The sequence below is a fragment of the Sphaerimonospora cavernae genome, from assembly GCF_042435035.1.
GTDB classification, from domain to species: Bacteria; Actinomycetota; Actinomycetes; order Streptosporangiales; family Streptosporangiaceae; genus Sphaerimonospora; species Sphaerimonospora cavernae.
The window spans coordinates 1-16876 of record NZ_JBHMQT010000054.1 but is presented as its reverse complement, the minus strand read 5'-3'; the positions used below and the strand labels follow the sequence as shown (position 1 = coordinate 16876).

Annotated in this window: 15 protein-coding genes, 2 tRNA genes and 1 riboswitch; of the genes, 9 read left to right on the top strand and 8 right to left on the bottom strand. The window is 66.5% G+C overall.

The window, feature by feature from the left end; genetic code table 11:
* Positions 1 to 14: 14 nt before the first annotated feature.
* From ACFHYQ_RS23595 to ACFHYQ_RS23580, 4 genes are all read right to left on the bottom strand, one after another.
* Positions 15 to 947 carry a coiled-coil domain-containing protein gene (locus tag ACFHYQ_RS23595; protein WP_394303313.1) on the bottom strand — a complete coding sequence of 311 codons (933 nt, stop codon included), beginning with the start codon at positions 945 to 947 and terminating at the stop codon, positions 15 to 17.
* A 13-nt stretch (positions 948 to 960) separates the two neighbouring features.
* A riboswitch (cyclic di-AMP (ydaO/yuaA leader) is annotated at positions 961 to 1111 on the bottom strand.
* Between the two features lie 71 nt (positions 1112 to 1182).
* A complete protein-coding gene (locus ACFHYQ_RS23590; protein ID WP_394303312.1) occupies positions 1183 to 1329 on the bottom strand; it encodes a hypothetical protein in 147 nt (48 codons plus the stop codon).
* 122 nt (positions 1330 to 1451) lie between these two features.
* Positions 1452 to 1643, bottom strand: coding sequence for a hypothetical protein (locus ACFHYQ_RS23585; RefSeq protein WP_394303311.1), 192 nt, complete (start codon positions 1641 to 1643; stop codon positions 1452 to 1454).
* A 115-nt stretch (positions 1644 to 1758) separates the two neighbouring features.
* Positions 1759 to 2571, bottom strand: coding sequence for a DeoR/GlpR family DNA-binding transcription regulator (locus ACFHYQ_RS23580; RefSeq protein WP_394303310.1), 813 nt, complete (start codon positions 2569 to 2571; stop codon positions 1759 to 1761).
* Positions 2572 to 2731: 160 nt separating this feature from the next.
* Here ACFHYQ_RS23580 and ACFHYQ_RS23575 point away from each other — a divergent pair, with 160 nt between their 5' ends.
* Positions 2732 to 2809 (top strand): 50S ribosomal protein bL37, encoded by a 78-nt coding sequence (locus ACFHYQ_RS23575; protein ID WP_394303385.1) that lies wholly within the window; start codon positions 2732 to 2734, stop codon positions 2807 to 2809.
* Between the two features lie 20 nt (positions 2810 to 2829).
* Here the strand turns inward: ACFHYQ_RS23575 and ACFHYQ_RS23570 are convergent, their stop codons facing one another.
* Both ACFHYQ_RS23570 and ACFHYQ_RS23565 read right to left on the bottom strand, forming a co-directional pair.
* On the bottom strand, positions 2830 to 4563 hold the full coding sequence (locus ACFHYQ_RS23570) for an ATP-binding SpoIIE family protein phosphatase (RefSeq protein ID WP_394303309.1): 1734 nt from the start codon (positions 4561 to 4563) through the stop codon (positions 2830 to 2832).
* Between the two features lie 109 nt (positions 4564 to 4672).
* Positions 4673 to 6034 carry a TrpB-like pyridoxal phosphate-dependent enzyme gene (locus ACFHYQ_RS23565; RefSeq protein WP_394303308.1) on the bottom strand — a complete coding sequence of 454 codons (1362 nt, stop codon included), beginning with the start codon at positions 6032 to 6034 and terminating at the stop codon, positions 4673 to 4675.
* Between the two features lie 197 nt (positions 6035 to 6231).
* Here ACFHYQ_RS23565 and ACFHYQ_RS23560 point away from each other — a divergent pair, with 197 nt between their 5' ends.
* Positions 6232 to 6624 carry a VOC family protein gene (locus ACFHYQ_RS23560; RefSeq protein WP_394303307.1) on the top strand — a complete coding sequence of 131 codons (393 nt, stop codon included), beginning with the start codon at positions 6232 to 6234 and terminating at the stop codon, positions 6622 to 6624.
* A 100-nt stretch (positions 6625 to 6724) separates the two neighbouring features.
* Here ACFHYQ_RS23560 and ACFHYQ_RS23555 read toward each other — a convergent pair.
* Positions 6725 to 6798 (bottom strand) — tRNA-Pro (locus ACFHYQ_RS23555).
* A 91-nt stretch (positions 6799 to 6889) separates the two neighbouring features.
* On the opposite strand from ACFHYQ_RS23555, the gene ACFHYQ_RS23550 reads away from it, so the two are divergent.
* Positions 6890 to 6960, top strand: a tRNA-Gly gene (locus tag ACFHYQ_RS23550).
* A 184-nt stretch (positions 6961 to 7144) separates the two neighbouring features.
* Here the strand turns inward: ACFHYQ_RS23550 and ACFHYQ_RS23545 are convergent.
* On the bottom strand, positions 7145 to 7624 hold the full coding sequence (locus ACFHYQ_RS23545) for an ATP-binding protein (protein ID WP_204017415.1): 480 nt from the start codon (positions 7622 to 7624) through the stop codon (positions 7145 to 7147).
* Positions 7625 to 7932: 308 nt separating this feature from the next.
* On the opposite strand from ACFHYQ_RS23545, the gene ACFHYQ_RS23540 reads away from it, so the two are divergent.
* The 6 genes from ACFHYQ_RS23540 to ACFHYQ_RS23515 all read left to right on the top strand — a co-directional run bounded on the left by ACFHYQ_RS23540 (position 7933) and on the right by ACFHYQ_RS23515 (position 16170).
* A complete protein-coding gene (locus ACFHYQ_RS23540) occupies positions 7933 to 8799 on the top strand; it encodes a Sco1979 family transcriptional regulator (RefSeq protein WP_394303306.1) in 867 nt (288 codons plus the stop codon).
* Positions 8800 to 9009: 210 nt separating this feature from the next.
* Entirely contained in the window at positions 9010 to 10398 is a 1389-nt protein-coding gene (gene tig, locus ACFHYQ_RS23535; protein WP_394303305.1) for a trigger factor, read from the top strand.
* Between the two features lie 362 nt (positions 10399 to 10760).
* Complete coding sequence (locus ACFHYQ_RS23530) at positions 10761 to 11405, top strand: ClpP family protease (RefSeq protein ID WP_394303304.1); 645 nt, start codon at positions 10761 to 10763, stop codon at positions 11403 to 11405.
* A 14-nt stretch (positions 11406 to 11419) separates the two neighbouring features.
* Positions 11420 to 12067: an ATP-dependent Clp protease proteolytic subunit gene (locus ACFHYQ_RS23525; RefSeq protein WP_394303303.1), complete on the top strand. Its 648-nt coding sequence runs from the start codon at positions 11420 to 11422 to the stop codon at positions 12065 to 12067.
* 191 nt (positions 12068 to 12258) lie between these two features.
* Positions 12259 to 13542 carry an ATP-dependent Clp protease ATP-binding subunit ClpX gene (gene clpX / locus ACFHYQ_RS23520; RefSeq protein ID WP_394303302.1) on the top strand — a complete coding sequence of 428 codons (1284 nt, stop codon included), beginning with the start codon at positions 12259 to 12261 and terminating at the stop codon, positions 13540 to 13542.
* Between the two features lie 42 nt (positions 13543 to 13584).
* Positions 13585 to 16170, top strand: coding sequence for a valine--tRNA ligase (locus tag ACFHYQ_RS23515; protein WP_394303301.1), 2586 nt, complete (start codon positions 13585 to 13587; stop codon positions 16168 to 16170).
* Positions 16171 to 16876 lie beyond the last annotated feature (706 nt).

The window sequence follows — 16876 nt, the reverse complement described above, 5'->3', positions numbered from 1 at the left end:
ACAGTTCGTGGTCCTTAGTACATCGATATGTGCACGTGGTCGTAGTGGTTCGCGGTGATCCCGCCGCGGTCGGCCATCGTGCGCCAGCCCGGCCAGCCGAGATTGTAGATCTGCTGCCGCCAGATCACATATTTCACCCCCAGTTTCGCGCCGTTCTTGATCGCCCAGGCGGCGACGGTGTCGCCGAGAGCCTTCATCTCCGGCGTCGGCATCGAGCCGCCCGAGCTCATCATGAAGTCGCAGGCGCGGCCGAGGGGATGCTCACCGCTCGACTCCGAGCGGTAGCAGCCGACCGGGAAACGCAGGTCAAAGCTCTCGACCACCTCCGTGCGCATCAGCAGGGTGCGAGGAGTGATGTTGTCGGCGCCGGTGGGCAGCTCCGGAGCCCAGGATCCACCCGGCCGTCTGCCGGGGGCGACCGGGACCAACTTGTCGAGCTTGTCCTTGATCTCGTCAATCAGCTTCTCGGCCTGCTCGCGCTGATCGGCCACGGCGGAGGCCTGCGACTTGAGCCGGTCGGTCAGATCCTTCGCCGCCTCCGCGGCACGCTGACGTTCCGTGCGCGCCTCGTCGAAGCGGCTCAGCCTGAGTGACTGCTCCTGCTGCATCTGGTAAACGAGCGCCGAGGTCGTCAGGTCGGGGACCGGCATCGGGCCGCTCATCTGGTACTGCCGTGAGGCGAAGTCTTCGACAGATCGCTTCATGGCGTCGTAGTCCGCTTCGGCCCGGGTGAGCCGGTCGCGCGCGGCCTGCTCCGCCGTACGTGCCTTCGCGAGCTCGACCCGTTTGGCGTTGTAGTCGGCGATCAGCCGGTCGACCTTCTTCTCCAGGCCGGCGAGCTGCTTCTTGAGGCCGCTCCTGCTGGGTTTTGGATCGGCCTGGCCCGCCGTGGCCGTACCGAACACGAGCGCGGTGGCCGCGAGCACACCGGCTGCCAGAGGTAACACGCGGGGCAGTGCCCACTCCTCTCCATATGCCTGCCGAGTTAGCTGACGGGTTCGGGCTGGAGACGCCCGGGCACTGCGTTGAACACGAACGTCGTGCCTTCACCCCACGTTCCATGGGTCCTCGGCTCCCGAGTGAGGCACTCAGGATTAGGCGCATCGGCTGAGTCAGACGATGCGATGGATAATAGTGGTACGGAAACGCCGGATGCCACCCCGAGTCGCAATCATTCAGAGATCAGACCGTGATCTCGGCTTGGCGCAGCATCTGGGCCGCCACCTCGTAGGGGGAGGGGATCTCCGATCCAGGGTGGGCGGGGCACAGGGGACACTCTTCTGCGGAGGGGAGATGGGTGCGGGTCTGGCGGTGTCCGTCGACCGCCACCCACTCGTCCAGCAGCGGGTCTTGACGCGCTCTCCGGCATGAATGCCGAAGATTCAGCCTGTGCCGCACATGCGACACTTCTGCGGCTTCCTGCTTCATCGACCTGTGCCACCAAGGTGGTCTTACCGGGTCTCCACAGGCTTTCGAACCTTGCGGCTCCGTTCTCGCCCGTCCGGCGGTACCTGACGCGATGACGCTACCAGACGCCGATCCGCCTCGGCGGCGCTGTGGTCCACGTCGTCCCGCCGATCGTAGTAGATGAGCTCACGGCCGTCGGCGAGATGGGTGATCGTGCGCTTCACGTTGTCGTTCACACATGCCGTTCATGTCGTCGGTCACGTCGTCGCCCGTGCTGTCACCTGCCGGGTCACGAGCGACGTCGGGTATCGCCTGTGCCGTCTGTGCCGCCTGTGTCGCCTGTGTCGCCGTTCACTGCGCCGGTTTCCGGTGCCCGAGCTCGCCGTCCCCGGCCGGATCGGCGAGGATCAACTTGCCGATGTGCTCGGACAGCTCGGCCCGCGCTTCATCGGGCAGTCCCGTGTCGCTGACGACGACATGAGCCTGATCGAGGCGGGCGATGGTGCTGATGCCGACAGTGCCCCACTTGGTGTGATCGGCCAGCACGACGAGCTGCCGCGCGGCGGCGACCAACTCCCGGTCTGTCTCGGCTTCGAGGAGGTTCGGGGTCGTGAAGCCGGCCCGGGGGTTCATTCCGTGGATGCCCAGCATGAGCGTGTCGACGTTCAGGGACCGGATGGCCGTGATCGCCACGGGCCCGACGAGCGCGTCCGACGGCGTGCGCACCCCGCCGACCAGCACCACGGTCTGATCGCTCCGTCCCGACCGGTGGAAAACGTCAGCGACCTGCACGGAGTTCGTGATGACGGTCAGCTCGGGCACCTCGACCAGATGGTGGGCGAGGGCCCATGTCGTGGTGCCGGCCGACAGCGCCACGGCGCCGCCGGGCTGGACGAGCCGGGCCGCGCGCCGGGCGATGGCCTCCTTCTCCGTCTGCTGGCGCATCGATTTGGCGGCGAAACCGGGCTCCTCGGTGGATCCGGCTCCGGCGGCGGTGGCCCCGCCGTGAACCTTCTCGATCAGTCCGCGGTTCGCCAGGACCTCCAGGTCGCGTCGGATGGTCATGTCCGAGACCCCGAGGTCGCGTACGAGTTCCGCGACGCGCGCACCGCCCGTCCTCCGGACTCGCTCCAGGATCGCCTGCCGCCGTTGCTGGGCCAGCATCCATCGCTCCTATCAACGGGTTCCAACAAATTATGCCAGATAGCAGCAGCAGGAATGTTGATTCATGGTGACGAGGATGCATGGATCGGCTCTTCCCCCTTGTACGGCATCGCCGGGCGGGGGACAGTGAGGAAAAGCCGGACGAGAAAGGCGGGCCCTCATGGCGAAGCGCGCACGCAGGTCCAAGGCACGCAAGAAGAAGAAGGCCAACCACGGTAAGCGCCCGACCGGCCGCTAGAGCACGGGGACTCAGGGTCGTCAGGGGAGGTTCTGCTCCACCCAGACGATTTTTCCGTACGGCGTCGGCCGGGTGCCCCAGCGGTAGGCGAACCGCTTGATGAGCTGGAGGCCCCGGCCGGTGTCCTCATCGGGCGCGGGCATACGCGGGGCAGGGGTGGTCGCCGAGCCGTCGACGACCTCGCATACCAGCGTCCGGCCGCGGAGCAGCCGTAGCTCGATCGGCGGCCAGCCGTGCTTGAGCGCGTTGGTGACCAACTCGCTCACTATCAACTGAGTGCTGTCCGCCATCCCGCCGAGCCCCCAGGCGGCCAGGGTGTCGCGGACGAAACGGCGGGCGTGCGCCACGAACCTCGGGTCGGCGGGCAGCGGGCAGGAGGCGATCTCGTCCGGGTCGAGGTCTCGCACCCGGGCCACCAGCAGCGCGATGTCGTCGCGCTCGTGGCTGGACCGCTGGCCGCTGATCGTCACGTCGCACATGTCCTCTAGATCGTCGACGGCGCCGGCGAGTAGACGGCGCAGCGTCATGATGCCCGCGTCGAGGTCCCGTTCACGGCTCTCCACCAGGCCGTCGGTGTAGAGGGCCAGCACACTGCCAGCCGGAAGGGTCAGCTCCCGCGTCTCGAGCGGGTCGGTGCCGATGCCGAGCGGGAGCCCCGAGGGCAGATCGATGATCTCGGTCGAGCGATCCGGGTGCAGCAGCACGGGCGGCACATGACCCGCTCTGGACAGCGCGCACCCGCGGGTCACCGGGTCGTAGACGGCGTAGATGCACGTGGCGATCTGTGTGGGATCGAGGTCCTGGCTCATCAGGTTGAGTCGGAAGAGCACCTCGTCAGGCGGCAGGTCCAGGCTCGCCAGCGTGCGCGCGGCCGTACGGAGCTGCCCCATGGTGGCGGCGGCCCGGGTGCCGTGGCCCATCACATCGCCCACAACCAGCGCGGACCGGCATCCCGGCAGGGGGATCACGTCGTACCAGTCGCCGCCGACGCCCATGAGGTCACTGGCCGGCAGATAGCGCGAGGCGATGTCCATGCCCAGCGGTTGCGGCAGCTCGGCGGGAAGCAGGCTGCTCTGCAGGGTCAGGGCGGTCCGGTGCTCGCGGGAATAGAGCCGGGCATTGTCGATGCACACGGCGGTCCGCGCCGCGAGCTCCTCGGCTACAGCGACATCCGTCTCCTCGAACGGCCGGCCGCCCGGCCGTCTACTGAAGACCGCGCAGCCGAGAACCCGCCCTCGCGCGCGCAGGGGCACGGTGAGGAAGGAGGAGTCGGTGAGGAGCTCCACGATCGCGTCCTCACGGTCTACGCCGGCGCCGATCACCCGGGCGCTCTCCTTGTCGAGGACGGGGTACATCAGCGGCTTACCGCTGACCATGCTCTGCGTGTGCGGCAGCATCGCGGAGAAGACCGTCACCTCGCCGACGGGGAAGGCGTTGAGCCACGGCTGCGGGTCCTCCATCGCCACGGCCACCGCGACCCGGCGGACGAGTGAGCTGCCGTCGATCTGGCGGGAGGGAAGCTCCCCGTCGATCAACAACCGATCCTGGACCAGGACGGCCGCCGTGTCGGCGAAGCGCGGGACCGCCACGTCGGCGAGTTCCCTGCTCGTCTCCGCCAGGTCCAGGGTGGTGCCGATCCGATGGCTCGCCTCGTTGAGAAAGGCCAGCCGCTCGTGCGCTGCCGCGGCGCTGCCGCGGCGCCACTCCGCCCGGTCTCGGGGGGCGGGGTCCTTGATGACGCAGTTCCGGTCCAAATCGGCTACTCCGGAGAGGGACGGTGGGATGCCTGAGAATCGTATGAATCACTACCGTGCATTTCAGCTACTTGCGATGAATGATCCATATCGGTTCATCTCGGTATGGTCACACCGCGGGTAGCTGAGCGAGCGCCGTGTCGATCCGTTCCTGGGGGAGCGGCACGTCCTCCAGATGGCCGGCCAGGTGGCCCTCGTAGGCGGGCAGGTCGAAATGGCCGTGTCCGCACACCGCGGTCACGATCACCTTCGGCTCGCCCGTCTCGGCACAGCGCAGCGCCTCCGCGATCGTCTCGGCGAGAGCGTGCGTGGGCTCGGGGGCGGGCACGATGCCCTCGGTCCGGGCGAACCGCAGGCCGGCCTTGAAGCACTCGGACTGGTTCTTGGCCACCGCCTCCACCATGCCGAGTTCGTAGATGTGCGACAGCAGTGGGGCCATGCCGTGATAGCGCAGGCCGCCCGCGTGGATCGGGTCCGGCACGAACGTGTGCCCGAGCGTGTGCATCTTCAGCAGCGGCGTGAACCCCGCGCTGTCTCCGTAGTCGTACGCGTAGACGCCCCTCGTCAGTGAGGGGCAGGCGGCCGGTTCGACCGCGCGCAGCACGGGGCCCATCCGCCCGGCCAGCTTCTCTCGCAGGAACGGGAAGACCAGGCCGGCGAAGTTGGAGCCGCCACCGGCGCAGCCGATGATCAGGTCGGGTGTCTCACCCAGCATGGCGAGCTGCTCCAGTGCCTCCTCCCCGATGACGGTCTGATGCATGAGCACGTGGTTGAGCACGGAGCCGAGTGCGTACCGGGTGTCGTCGTGGCCGCCGGCGACCTCCACGGCCTCGCTGATCGCGATGCCGAGAGAGCCGGGACAGCCGGGGTCTTCGGCGAGGATCCTGCTGCCCGTCGTCGTCACCGCGGAGGGGCTCGGATGAACGGTGCCGCCATATGTCCGCATCAGCGTCCTGCGGTAGGGCTTCTGGTCGTAGGAGGCCCGTACCATCCAGATCTCACAGGCCAGGCCGTATTGGGCGCAGGCGAACGCGAGCGCCGAGCCCCACTGGCCGGCGCCGGTCTCCGTGGTCAGCCTGCGCACGCCCTGTCGGGCGTTGTAGTAGGCCTGCGGGACCGCGGTGTTGGGCTTGTGAGATCCCGAGGGGCTGCCGCCCTCGTACTTGTAGTAGATCCTGGCCGGGGTGCTCAGGCTCTTTTCGAGTCGGCGGGCGCGGATCAGAGGGGTGGGGCGCCAGAGGCGGTAGACGTCGAGGACGTCCTCCGGGATGGGGACGTGACGGTCCCGGGTCACCTCCTGCGCGATCAGGTCCGCGGGGAACAACGGCAGCAGATCGTCCGGGCCGATGGGTTGCAGGGTCGCCGGGTGGAGCGGCGGTGGGGGAGGCTTCGGAAGATCAGGAAGAATGTTGTACCAGTTTCGTGGGATTTGTGACTCGTCGAGTAGCACCCTTGTCGGCTCGTTCGCCACGTCATCCACTCCTCTCCCGTATGACTCCCGGCGCTGCCGGACGACCGATCCGGCGTGAACACCAGTCTGCGAGTACGCGCGGCTCCGCGGAAGGACGCGGGCCAGATCGGTGCGAACCCGTGCCTGGCAGGGCCGGAAACACGGTTTGTAGCCTCGGAAGGGAAGGGTCACACCGGATCCGACCGCCTGGAGGTCCCGTGCCCGCACAACTGGATCACACGATCATGCACAGCACCGACCGGTTCGCCTCGGCCCGGTTCCTCACCGCCCTGCTGGGAGCGCCCGAGCCTGAGGAGTTCGGACCGTTCGCGACCGTCCCGCTCGCCAACGGCGTGACCGTCGACTACGCGGACTCCATCGTCGATTCCGACCACATCATCATGCAGCACCTGGCGTTCCTGGTCTCGGAGGAGGAGTTCGACCAGATCCACGGGCGGATCGTCGAGCGCGACCTGCCGTACTGGGGCGGCCCGCACCACCAGGAGCCGCAGGAGATCAACCATCGGCATCATGGACGCGGGGTCTACGTGGACGATCCCGACGGTCACGCCCTCGAGTTCCTCACGCACCCGTACGTCGTGGACGAGTGAGGCCCGTCACCTGAGGCCAGCGGAGATGCCGGCCACCCGATCAGTCATGCGGAAGGCCGCTCCCGATCTCCGGCAGCGGCCTTCTGACTGGTCAGAGCAGTCGGGGCGACAGGATTTGAACCTGCGACTTCTTGCTCCCAAAGCAAGCGCGCTACCAAGCTGCGCCACGCCCCGTCTCGCCGGGTACGCGAACGCTCCGGGACTCCGGTACGCTTACGCCCTGACGACCGGATGAAGTCTAAACCAGATGGACAGCCGGCCGCGCGCGGACGTAGCTCAATGGTAGAGCCCCAGTCTTCCAAACTGGCTACGCGGGTTCGATTCCCGTCGTCCGCTCCGAACGCAAAAGGCCAGGTCATCCCGTACGGGAGGCCTGGCCTTCGTGATCGCCCGAAAACCGCCGCAATCGGTGCCGATTGTTTACCTGGACCAGGCTTATGTGGGCTGCGGAGATGTCCCGCCCCTGTGCTCGAACGTCATGAAGCCGGCGATCGGCGAAGGGCCCGAGGCCGAAGTGGTGTCAGGCGGAGCTGCGCAGAAGGGCCCACACGGCCTTGCCGCCGTGGTCGAGGGGATCCCATCCCCAGGCCTGGCTGTAGGTCTCTACGATGTAGAGACCGCGGCCGTGTTCGGAGATGAAGTCGGGTTCCTTCGGCGCGGGGATGCGGTCGCTGGGGTCGGAGACCGCCAGCAGGACATGTGGCGCGATGCGGAGCAGTACCAGTGTGATCGGGTGATCGCTCCATTCGCCGACCGGATACCGAGCGTAACGGACGGCGTTCGTCACCAGTTCGGAGACGACCAGAGACGCGTCCTCGCTCAGTTCGGGAAGGCCCCATTGTCGCAGGGTGGTGCGGGTGACCTCACGTGCCCGGCCGACGGAGTCGGCCTGGGGTCGCAGAGGACACGTGCGGGTATCGGACTCGCTGGCGGTACGGAGGAACCAACCGAATCCCGCGTCACGGGTCAACGAACCGGCGGACCCGGGCTTCTCCGACATGCTGCCCGTACCTCCCGCTGGCCCGTTCTCCATGTCTTGGTGCATATGTAACCCAATATGCACCAAGACATAATGGAACAGTCAGCACCCCCCATGCAAGCCCCAAATGCACGTGCACTCGGCGTGTGCAAATGCACAGAGTCGGCTTTCGGGGTGCGGCAGGGGTTACGTGGACGAGACCTTGTCAACCGGGCCGGAACTGGTGACACTGTGTGGGCTGGGATAGGTGCCATTGGAGCGGCTGGGATCGTGCGAGACCCCTTGCGGCACGGGTGGCATGAAGAGGGCGGAGCCGAGAGGGAGGAGTCGTGATGCAGATCCAACCTGGATCGGGCCCGACGGCTCTCCGCATTCTCCTGGGAGCCCAGCTCCGCAGGCTCAGAGAAGACAAGGGCGTCAGCCGCGACGAGGCCGGGCGGTTCATCCGCGGATCCGAATCCAAGATCAGCCGGATGGAGTTGGGCCGGGTCAGCTTCAAGGAACGTGACGTCGCCGACCTTCTCACCCTTTACGGCGTGGAGGACGAGAAGACCCGGGCCGTGGTGATGGGGCTGGTCGAGCGGGCCAACGAACCCGGCTGGTGGCACCGGTTCAGTGACGTACTCCCGGCTTGGTTCCAGACATACGTCGGGTTGGAGGAGGCGGCCACCCGCATCCGCACCTACGAGGTGCAATTCGTCCCGGGCCTGTTGCAGACCAAGGAGTACGCCCGCGCCGTCATCACGGCGGGTGCGGTCGGTGCGGTGCCCGAGGAGATCGCCAGGCGGGTCGACCTGCGCCTCGAACGGCAGCGCATTCTTGACGGCGAGGACAGCCCGTTGTTCTGGGCGGTGATCGACGAGGCGGCGCTGCGGCGGCCGATCGGTGGCGTGGACGTGATGCGCGGCCAGATCCAGCACCTGATCGATCTGATGAACCAGCCCAACGTCACGATCCAGGTCATTCCGTTCAGTTACGGGGGGCACGCCGCGGAGGGTGGGGCCTTCAGCATCCTGCGGTTCGCCGACCCGGAGCTTCCCGACATCGTTTACGTGGAGCAGCTCGCGAGCGCCCTCTACTTGGACAAACGCGAAGAACTCGATCGCTACATCGAGGTCATGGAGCGTTTGTGCGCTGTGAGCACAACCCCGGCGGAGACCGTGGACCTGCTCCAGCGAATCATCGCCGACCTGTAACAGGCCGTGGCTGTCGCTGCGAGCCGTCGGTCTGTTCTAGACTGCCCTTGGCGCTGGACACCCGCCACAGTCGAGCATGCCTAAGCGGTTGCGCCCAGGCGGCGGTGGTCTCTGTGCCTCTCACGTGGGCGCGGCGCGCGTTTACTGTGCCGCGGTTGTCGTGCACTACGCGCCTGCAATCACCAGATGCTGGATCAAGGAGACCACCCCGTGAAGACCGCTGTCGAGGAGCTCAGCCCTACCCGGGTCAAGCTCACCGTCGAGGTGCCATTCAAGGAGCTCGAGCCGAGCCTGCAGGCCGCGTACAAGAAGGTCGCGCAGCAGGTGCGCGTACCCGGGTTCCGCCCCGGCAAGGTGCCGGCCCGGATCATCGAGCAGCGCTTCGGCCGCGCGGTGGTTCTTGAGGAGACCCTGAACGACGCTCTGCCCAAGCTCTACGGCCAGGCCGTCGACGAGACCGACGTCTTTCCGGTCAGCCAGCCGGAGATCGAGGTCACCAAGCTCGAGGATGGTGAGCAGGTCGAGTTCACCGCCGAGGTGGACGTCCGCCCGGCCTTCGACGTGCCCGACTACGCGGGTCTCGAGGTCGTCGTCGGCGCGTCCGAGGTGTCCGACGAGGACATCGACGCCCAGCTCAACGCGCTGCGCCAGCGCTTCGCCACGCTGACCGGCGTCGAGCGCCAGGCCCAGAACGGCGATTATGTCGTGATGGACCTGCGTGCCGAGATCGACGGCAGGAACCTCGACGAGCAGCAGGCGGCCGACGTCTCCTACGAGGTCGGCGCCGGCTCGGTGCTCCAGGGGCTGGATGACGCGCTCCAGGGCATGGCCGCAGGCGAAGAGAAGACTTTCCGCACCACGCTTGTCGGCGGCGAGAACGCCGGCGAGGAGGCCGACGTGATCATCAACGTCAAGTCGGTCAAGGAGAAGGTGCTGCCCGAACTGGATGACGAGTTCGCTCAGCTCGCCAGCGAGTTCGACACGCTTGACGAGCTCAAGGACGGCCTGCGCGGCCAGATTCGCCGCAACAAGCTGATCGAGCAGGTCATGGAGAGCCGCGAGAAGGCCCTGGACGCACTGCTCGAGAAGATCGACATTCCGCTCCCGGAGAGCGCGCTCACCGCCGAGATCGACGCGCGCAAGCACAATCTCGAGCACGAGATCGCGGAGAGCGGCCTCAGCCGCGAGGCGTACTTCCGTCTTCACCAGACGACCGAGGAGGATCGCTTCGCCGAGTACGAGCAGAACGCGGCCAAGGCGCTGAAGGTGGGCTTCGTCCTCGACAAGATTGTGAAGGCCGAGGAGATTGGGGTCAGCGAGCAGGAGCTCACCGACTTCGTGGTGCGCCGGGCCATGCAGGTCGGCGTCGCCCCGAACACGCTGGCCCAGCACCTCGCCGACAACAATCAACTCCCGCTCGCCATGGTGGAGATCGTCCGGGAGAAGGCCAAGACCATCGTGGGCGACGCCGCCAGCGTGAAGGACGAGGCGGGCAACGCCGTCGACCTCAAGGCCATCTACGCCGAGCTCAACCCCGAGCAGGAGCAGGTCGGGGCGGAGCAGGCCGAGGGCGAGCCGGAGCAGTCCGCGGAAAGCTGAATTTCCGGTTCTCGCCGGTTTTTCGATGGTCGTGGGCTCTGGAAAAGTCAATCGACCGTGTTGATCGGGAAAGCCCCCGCCGCACTTCGGTGCGCCGGGGGTTTCTCGGTTATCACCGGGTAAATCCCCGTAAATTTCTCGTCGCACGGCTCTTCGGCCGTACCGAGATGAGCTGGGGCTTCGTACGGCGTGTCGTGGCCGCGTGGCGACGGGAAAGGCAGCCGGGAGCACCGAGCCGTGCCGACGCGAGGGTGAACCTGCGCCGACAGCGAACAGCACGGTGAGGAGGCATGACCTGTCGGCGGCGCGCGTTAAGGTCACAAGCAAAGCCAACCGATTACGACGCATTGGAAGGTGACGCTGTGACCAGCCCGCCGACCTTCTTCCCGTCCGCAGGCTCGGGTTTCGAGGCCCGGGGCCGTGAGGAGGGCCCGACCCGCCTCGAAGACCAGCTCTACCAGCGGCTGCTGCGTGAGCGCATCGTGGTGCTCGGCACCCAGGTGGGCGACGAGGTGGCCAACCGGCTCTGTGCCGAACTCCTGCTCCTCGCCGCCGATGACCCGGATCGCGACATCTGGATGTACATCAACTCCCCTGGCGGCTCGGTGACGGCCGGCATGGCGATTTACGACATGATGGAGTACGTGCCGAACGACGTCTGCACGGTCGCGATGGGACTGGCCGCCTCGATGGGGCAGTTCCTGCTCTGCGCGGGCGCGCCCGGGAAGCGGTACGCGCTGCCGCACGCCCGCATCATGATGCACCAGCCGTCGGGCGGCATCGGCGGAACCGCGGCGGACGTCGCGATTCAGGCCGAGCAGATGCTGTACGTGAAGAAGACACTCGCTGAGCGCATCGCCTTCCACACGGGGCAGTCGCTCGACCAGATCGAGCGTGACTCCGACCGCGACCGCTGGTTCACGGCCGAGGAGGCCAGGGACTACGGCTTCATCGACCATGTCGTGCGCAGCGCGCGTCAGGTGCCCTCCGAGGGCGCCGTCTCATGACTGGAGCTTTCCAAGTGAGCGAGCTGATCCGGCCGGGAGATATCAACGGCCGCTATGTCCTTCCCTCCTTCGTCGAACGCACGTCGTACGGCGTGAAGGAGATGAACCCGTACAACAAGCTGTTCGAGGACCGCATCATCTTCCTCGGTGTCCAGATCGACGACGCCTCGGCGAACGACGTGATGGCGCAGCTTCTGACGCTGGAGTCGCTGGACCCGGACCGCGACATCAGCATGTACATCAACTCGCCTGGCGGGTCGTTCACGGCCATGACGGCGATCTACGACACCATGCAGTTCGTCCGCCCGGAGATCCAGACGGTCTGCCTGGGCCAGGCGGCCTCGGCGGCGGCCGTGCTGCTGGCCGGCGGCACGGCCGGCAAGCGCTTCGCGCTCCCGAACGCCCGCGTCCTGATCCACCAGCCCTATACCGAAGGCGGTGGCCAGGGAAGTGACATCGAGATCCAGGCTCGTGAGATCCTGCGTATGAGGTCGCTGCTCGAGGAGATCATCGCGCGGCACTCGGGCAAGGCGCCCGACGATGTCCGCAGGGACATCGAGCGCGACAAGATCCTCAGTGCCGAGGAGGCGAAGGCGTACGGGCTGGTTGACGACATCATCCCGTCGCGAAAGAAGCGCGCGGCGGCGATCGCTGCTTCCTGAGGAGTTGTCGCACCGGAGCGGGTCCCAATTGGGCACGTTCCGGTGCGACTCGCCGCCAGGGGGCTCACGGAGGGTCCAGAAGACGGTAACGTCGAAACCTGAGCGGGATGACGTTTTCGCACCGGAGCAGGCCGAGTGCGGACGGAAGTGACCGCGGCGGCAGGGCGGTCCCACGCAAAGGAGTATCTGGGGTGGCACGCATCGGCGACGGGGGAGACCTGCTCAAGTGCTCGTTCTGCGGGAAGAGCCAGAAGCAGGTCAAGAAGCTCATCGCCGGACCCGGCGTCTACATCTGCGATGAGTGCATCGATCTCTGTAACGAGATCATTGAGGAGGAGCTCTCCGAGTCCTCCGAACTCAAGTGGGACAACCTTCCCAAGCCGCGTGAGATCTACGAGTTCCTCGACGCGTACGTCATCGGCCAGGACAAGGCGAAGAAGGCGCTGTCGGTGGCCGTGTACAACCACTACAAGCGCGTCCAGTCCGGTGAGCGCGGCCGTGATGACGGCCTGGAGTTGGCGAAGTCCAACATCCTGCTGCTCGGCCCGACCGGCTCCGGCAAGACCCTGCTCGCGCAGACCCTCGCCAAGATGCTCAACGTGCCGTTCGCCATCGCGGACGCGACCGCGCTGACCGAGGCGGGGTACGTAGGCGAGGACGTGGAGAACATCCTCCTCAAGCTGATCCAGGCCGCCGACTACGACGTCAAGAAGGCCGAGACCGGCATCATCTACATCGACGAGGTCGACAAGATCGCCCGCAAGAGCGAGAACCCGTCGATCACCCGGGACGTGTCCGGCGAGGGCGTGCAACAGGCGCTGCTGAAGATCCTGGAGGGGACCACCGCAAGCGTGCCGCCGCAGGGTGGTCGCAAGCATCCGCACCAGGAGTTCATCCAGATCGACACCACGAACGTGCTGTTCATCTGCGGCGGAGCCTTCGCCGGCCTGGAAAAGATCATCGAGTCGCGGATTGGCAAGAAGGGCATCGGCTTCAACGCGATCATCCGGTCCAAGGAGGAACTCGACACCTCCGACGTCTTCTCGGAGGTCATGCCGGAAGACCTGCTGAAGTTCGGCATGATCCCGGAATTCGTCGGTCGGCTGCCCGTGATCACGTCGGTGCACAACCTGGACAGGGAAGCGCTGATCCTGATCCTCACCGAGCCGCGCAACGCGCTCGTGAAGCAGTACCGCCGCCTGTTCGAGCTGGACAACGTGGAGTTGGAGTTCACCGACGACGCCCTTGAGGCGATCGCGGACCAGGCCATCCTACGTGGCACCGGAGCCCGCGGACTGCGCGCCATCATGGAGGAGGTCCTCCTCTCGGTGATGTACGAGGTGCCGTCCCGGCAGGACGTGGCCCGCGTCGTCATCACCCGCGAAGCCGTGCTGGAGCACGTGAACCCGACCCTGGTGCCGCGTGATCAGCTCCAGGCCAAGCAACAGCGCACTCCAAGAGAGAAGTCCGCCTAGCCTGGCCCGGGTGGTGGCCTGACATCCCTAGAATTGGGCATCATGACAACGCCTGAGCTGCCTACCCAGTACGCGCCCGCCGATGTCGAGACCCGTAGCTACGAGCGCTGGGTATCCGAGGGGTATTTCACCGCTCACGCGGGCAGCGGGCGTGAGCCGTACAGCATCGTGCTTCCTCCGCCGAACGTGACCGGATCCCTGCACGTCGGGCACGCCCTCGACCACTCGATCCAGGACGCGCTGACCCGCCGGGCCCGGATGCGGGGTCTCGAGACCCTGTGGCTCCCCGGCATGGACCACGCCGGTATCGCGACGCAGAACGTCGTCGAGCGCGAGATCGCCAAGGACGGTTTGTCTCGCCATGACCTCGGTCGTGAGGCGTTCGTCGAGCGCGTCTGGCAGTGGAAGGAGGAGTCCGGCGGCCGGATCCTCGGCCAGATGAAGAAGCTCGGCGACGGCGTGGACTGGAATCGCGAGCGGTTCACCATGGACGAGGGACTGTCCCGGGCCGTTCAGACGATCTTCAAGCGGCTCTTCGACGACGGGCTGATCTACCGCGCTGAGCGGATCATCAACTGGTGTCCGCGCTGCCTCACCGCCCTGTCCGACATCGAGGTTGAGCACACCGAGGACGATGGGGAGCTCGTCTCGATCCGGTACGGCTCGGGCGACACGGAGATCGTGGTCGCCACGACACGTGCGGAGACCATGCTGGGTGACTCCGCCGTGGCCGTCCATCCGAACGACGAGCGGTACGCCCATCTGGTGGGCAAGCAGGTGGAGTTGCCGCTGACCGGTCGACTCATCCCTATCGTCGCCGATGAACATGTGGACCCGGCGTTCGGTACCGGCGCGGTGAAGGTGACCCCGGCCCACGACCCCAACGACTTCGAGATCGGGCGCCGTCACGCGCTGGAATCCATCCAGATCATGGATGAGCGGGGGGTCATCACGGCGCACGGGCCGTTCGAGGGGCTCGACCGGTTCGAGGCACGGCCCGCGGTGGTCGGCGCGCTGCGCGAGCAGGGCAGGATCGTCGCCGAGAAGCGGCCGTACGTCCATTCGGTCGGCCACTGCTCCCGCTGCAAGACAGTGGTGGAGCCGCGGCTGTCGCTGCAGTGGTTCGTCAACGTGTCGCCGTTGGCCAAGGCGGCGGGCGACGCCGTCCGGGACGGACGTACCAGCATCCACCCGCCGGAGATGGCAAAGCGCTACTTCGACTGGGTCGACGACATGCACGACTGGTGCATCTCGCGGCAGCTGTGGTGGGGACACCGCATTCCGGTGTGGTACGGCCCCAACGGCGAAATGGTGTGCGTGGGCCCGGACGAGGAGCCGCCGGCTGGGTACGAGCAGGACCAGGACGTGCTCGACACGTGGTTCTCCTCGGGTCTGTGGCCGTTCTCCACGCTCGGTTGGCCCGACGCCACTCCGGAACTGGCCCGCTTCTACCCGACCACGGTGCTGGTCACCGGATACGACATCCTGTTCTTCTGGGTCGCCCGGATGATGATGTTCGGGCTGTATGCGATGGACGGGCAGCCGCCGTTTCGCACCGTGGCGTTGCACGGGATGGTACGTGACCAGTTCGGCAAGAAGATGTCGAAGTCGTTCGGCAACGTCGTCGACCCGCTCGACTGGATCGCGCGCTACGGCGCCGACGCCACGCGCTTCACCCTGCTGCGCGGGGCCAACCCGGGATCGGACGTGGCGATCAGTGAAGACTGGGCGGCCGGATCGCGCAACTTCTGCAACAAGATCTGGAACGCGACGCGGTTCGCGTTGATGAACGGCGCCGTCTCGGACGGCATCCCCTCGCAGCAGCTCACCGCGGCCGACCGGTGGATCCTCTCCCGTCTGCAGGCTGTCATCACGTCGATCGACACGGCTTTCGAGGACTTCGAATTCGCCAAGATCTCTGACGTTCTCTATCACTTCGCCTGGGACGAGGTCTGCGACTGGTACGTCGAACTGGCGAAGGTCCAGATCTCCGCCGGAGGCGAGATCGCCGAGAACACCAAGCGCGTCCTGGGCCACGTTTTCGACGCCTTGCTGCGGCTTCTGCACCCCCTGATCCCGTTTGTGACTGAGGAACTGTGGCGGGCTCTGACCGGTGGCGAGTCGATCGTGGTCGCTCCCTGGCCGACCGCCGCTGCCGGGCTGGCCGGCGACGCGGCCGCCGAGCAGGAGATCGCGTCGGTCCAGGAACTGGTCACGGAGGTGCGCAGGTTCCGTTCCGACCAGGGGCTCAAGCCCGGGCAGCGTGTGGCCGCGCGGCTTTCCCTGTCCGGTACGGCGCTAGCCCCGCACGAGACGGCCATCCGCTCGCTACTGCGGCTGGAAACTCCCTCGGACGCCTTCACCGCGACGGCCCGGCTCACCGTCGGCGCGGTCCTGGTCGAGATCGACACCGCAGGTGCCATCGATGTTGCCGCCGAGCGGCGGAGACTGGAGAAAGATCTCGCTACGGCTCGCAAGGAGCATGCCCAGGTCACCGGCAAACTGGCCAACGAGCAGTTTATGGCCAAGGCGCCGGAGAACGTCGTCGCCAAGGTACGGCAACGTGCCGCTCAGGCGGAGGAGGACATCTCTCGCCTCGAGGCCCAGCTCGTCGCACTGCCCGCATAGCGGGAACGCCGGAGTTGGGAACATCGGAGCTGGCCGGAAGCACGGGTGACCTGAGCGACGGTGAACCTGTCGGACAGGGTGGTCGGTGTGGACGGCTGCGGTCGGGTGGGTATGGCCGGCGTGGGAACGGGCGGCTGCTCCGGCCGGCCGTGATCGTTGCGCTCTGGTGGATGAGGCCTTCGGCCTCTTCGGGCGCGGTGGTCTCGGGCACGGTTACTACGTCGGCCGGAGCAGCCGCCAGCCCCCGCACCTCACGACCGCGAGCGTTGATGGAGCCGGCTCGCCTCGTGCGGGTCGAGCAGGTTATCGACTCAGCGAGGTTTGGAGAGCCTCCCCACGGGGAAGAAGTGAAAACCGGCTACGGCATCCCCTAGGGGATGTTAGTCTTCTGGAGCGCGGTAGCCCGGTGCGCCACGGTCCTCTCAGGGGAAAACGGCTGCTAGGCTCTCCGCGTCTCCCTCTTTCTTAGCCGAATTTCGGCAGGTTCCGCCCAGTTCGACGGAACGGCGAAGTTCAGGTAAGTTGGAGGGGTTGCTCCGGAGACGGAGCGTCGAAATTCCGGCGAGTGATGGAATTGGTGGCAAATAGCCTCGAATGAGGAAATTTGACACGGAACTGGAAACTCGCCAGAATGGAGACATAACGAAGCTGATGTAAACGCCCCGGATTCCGGGTCCCGCGTGGTGCGGGTTTCGGGTGGTGGTGT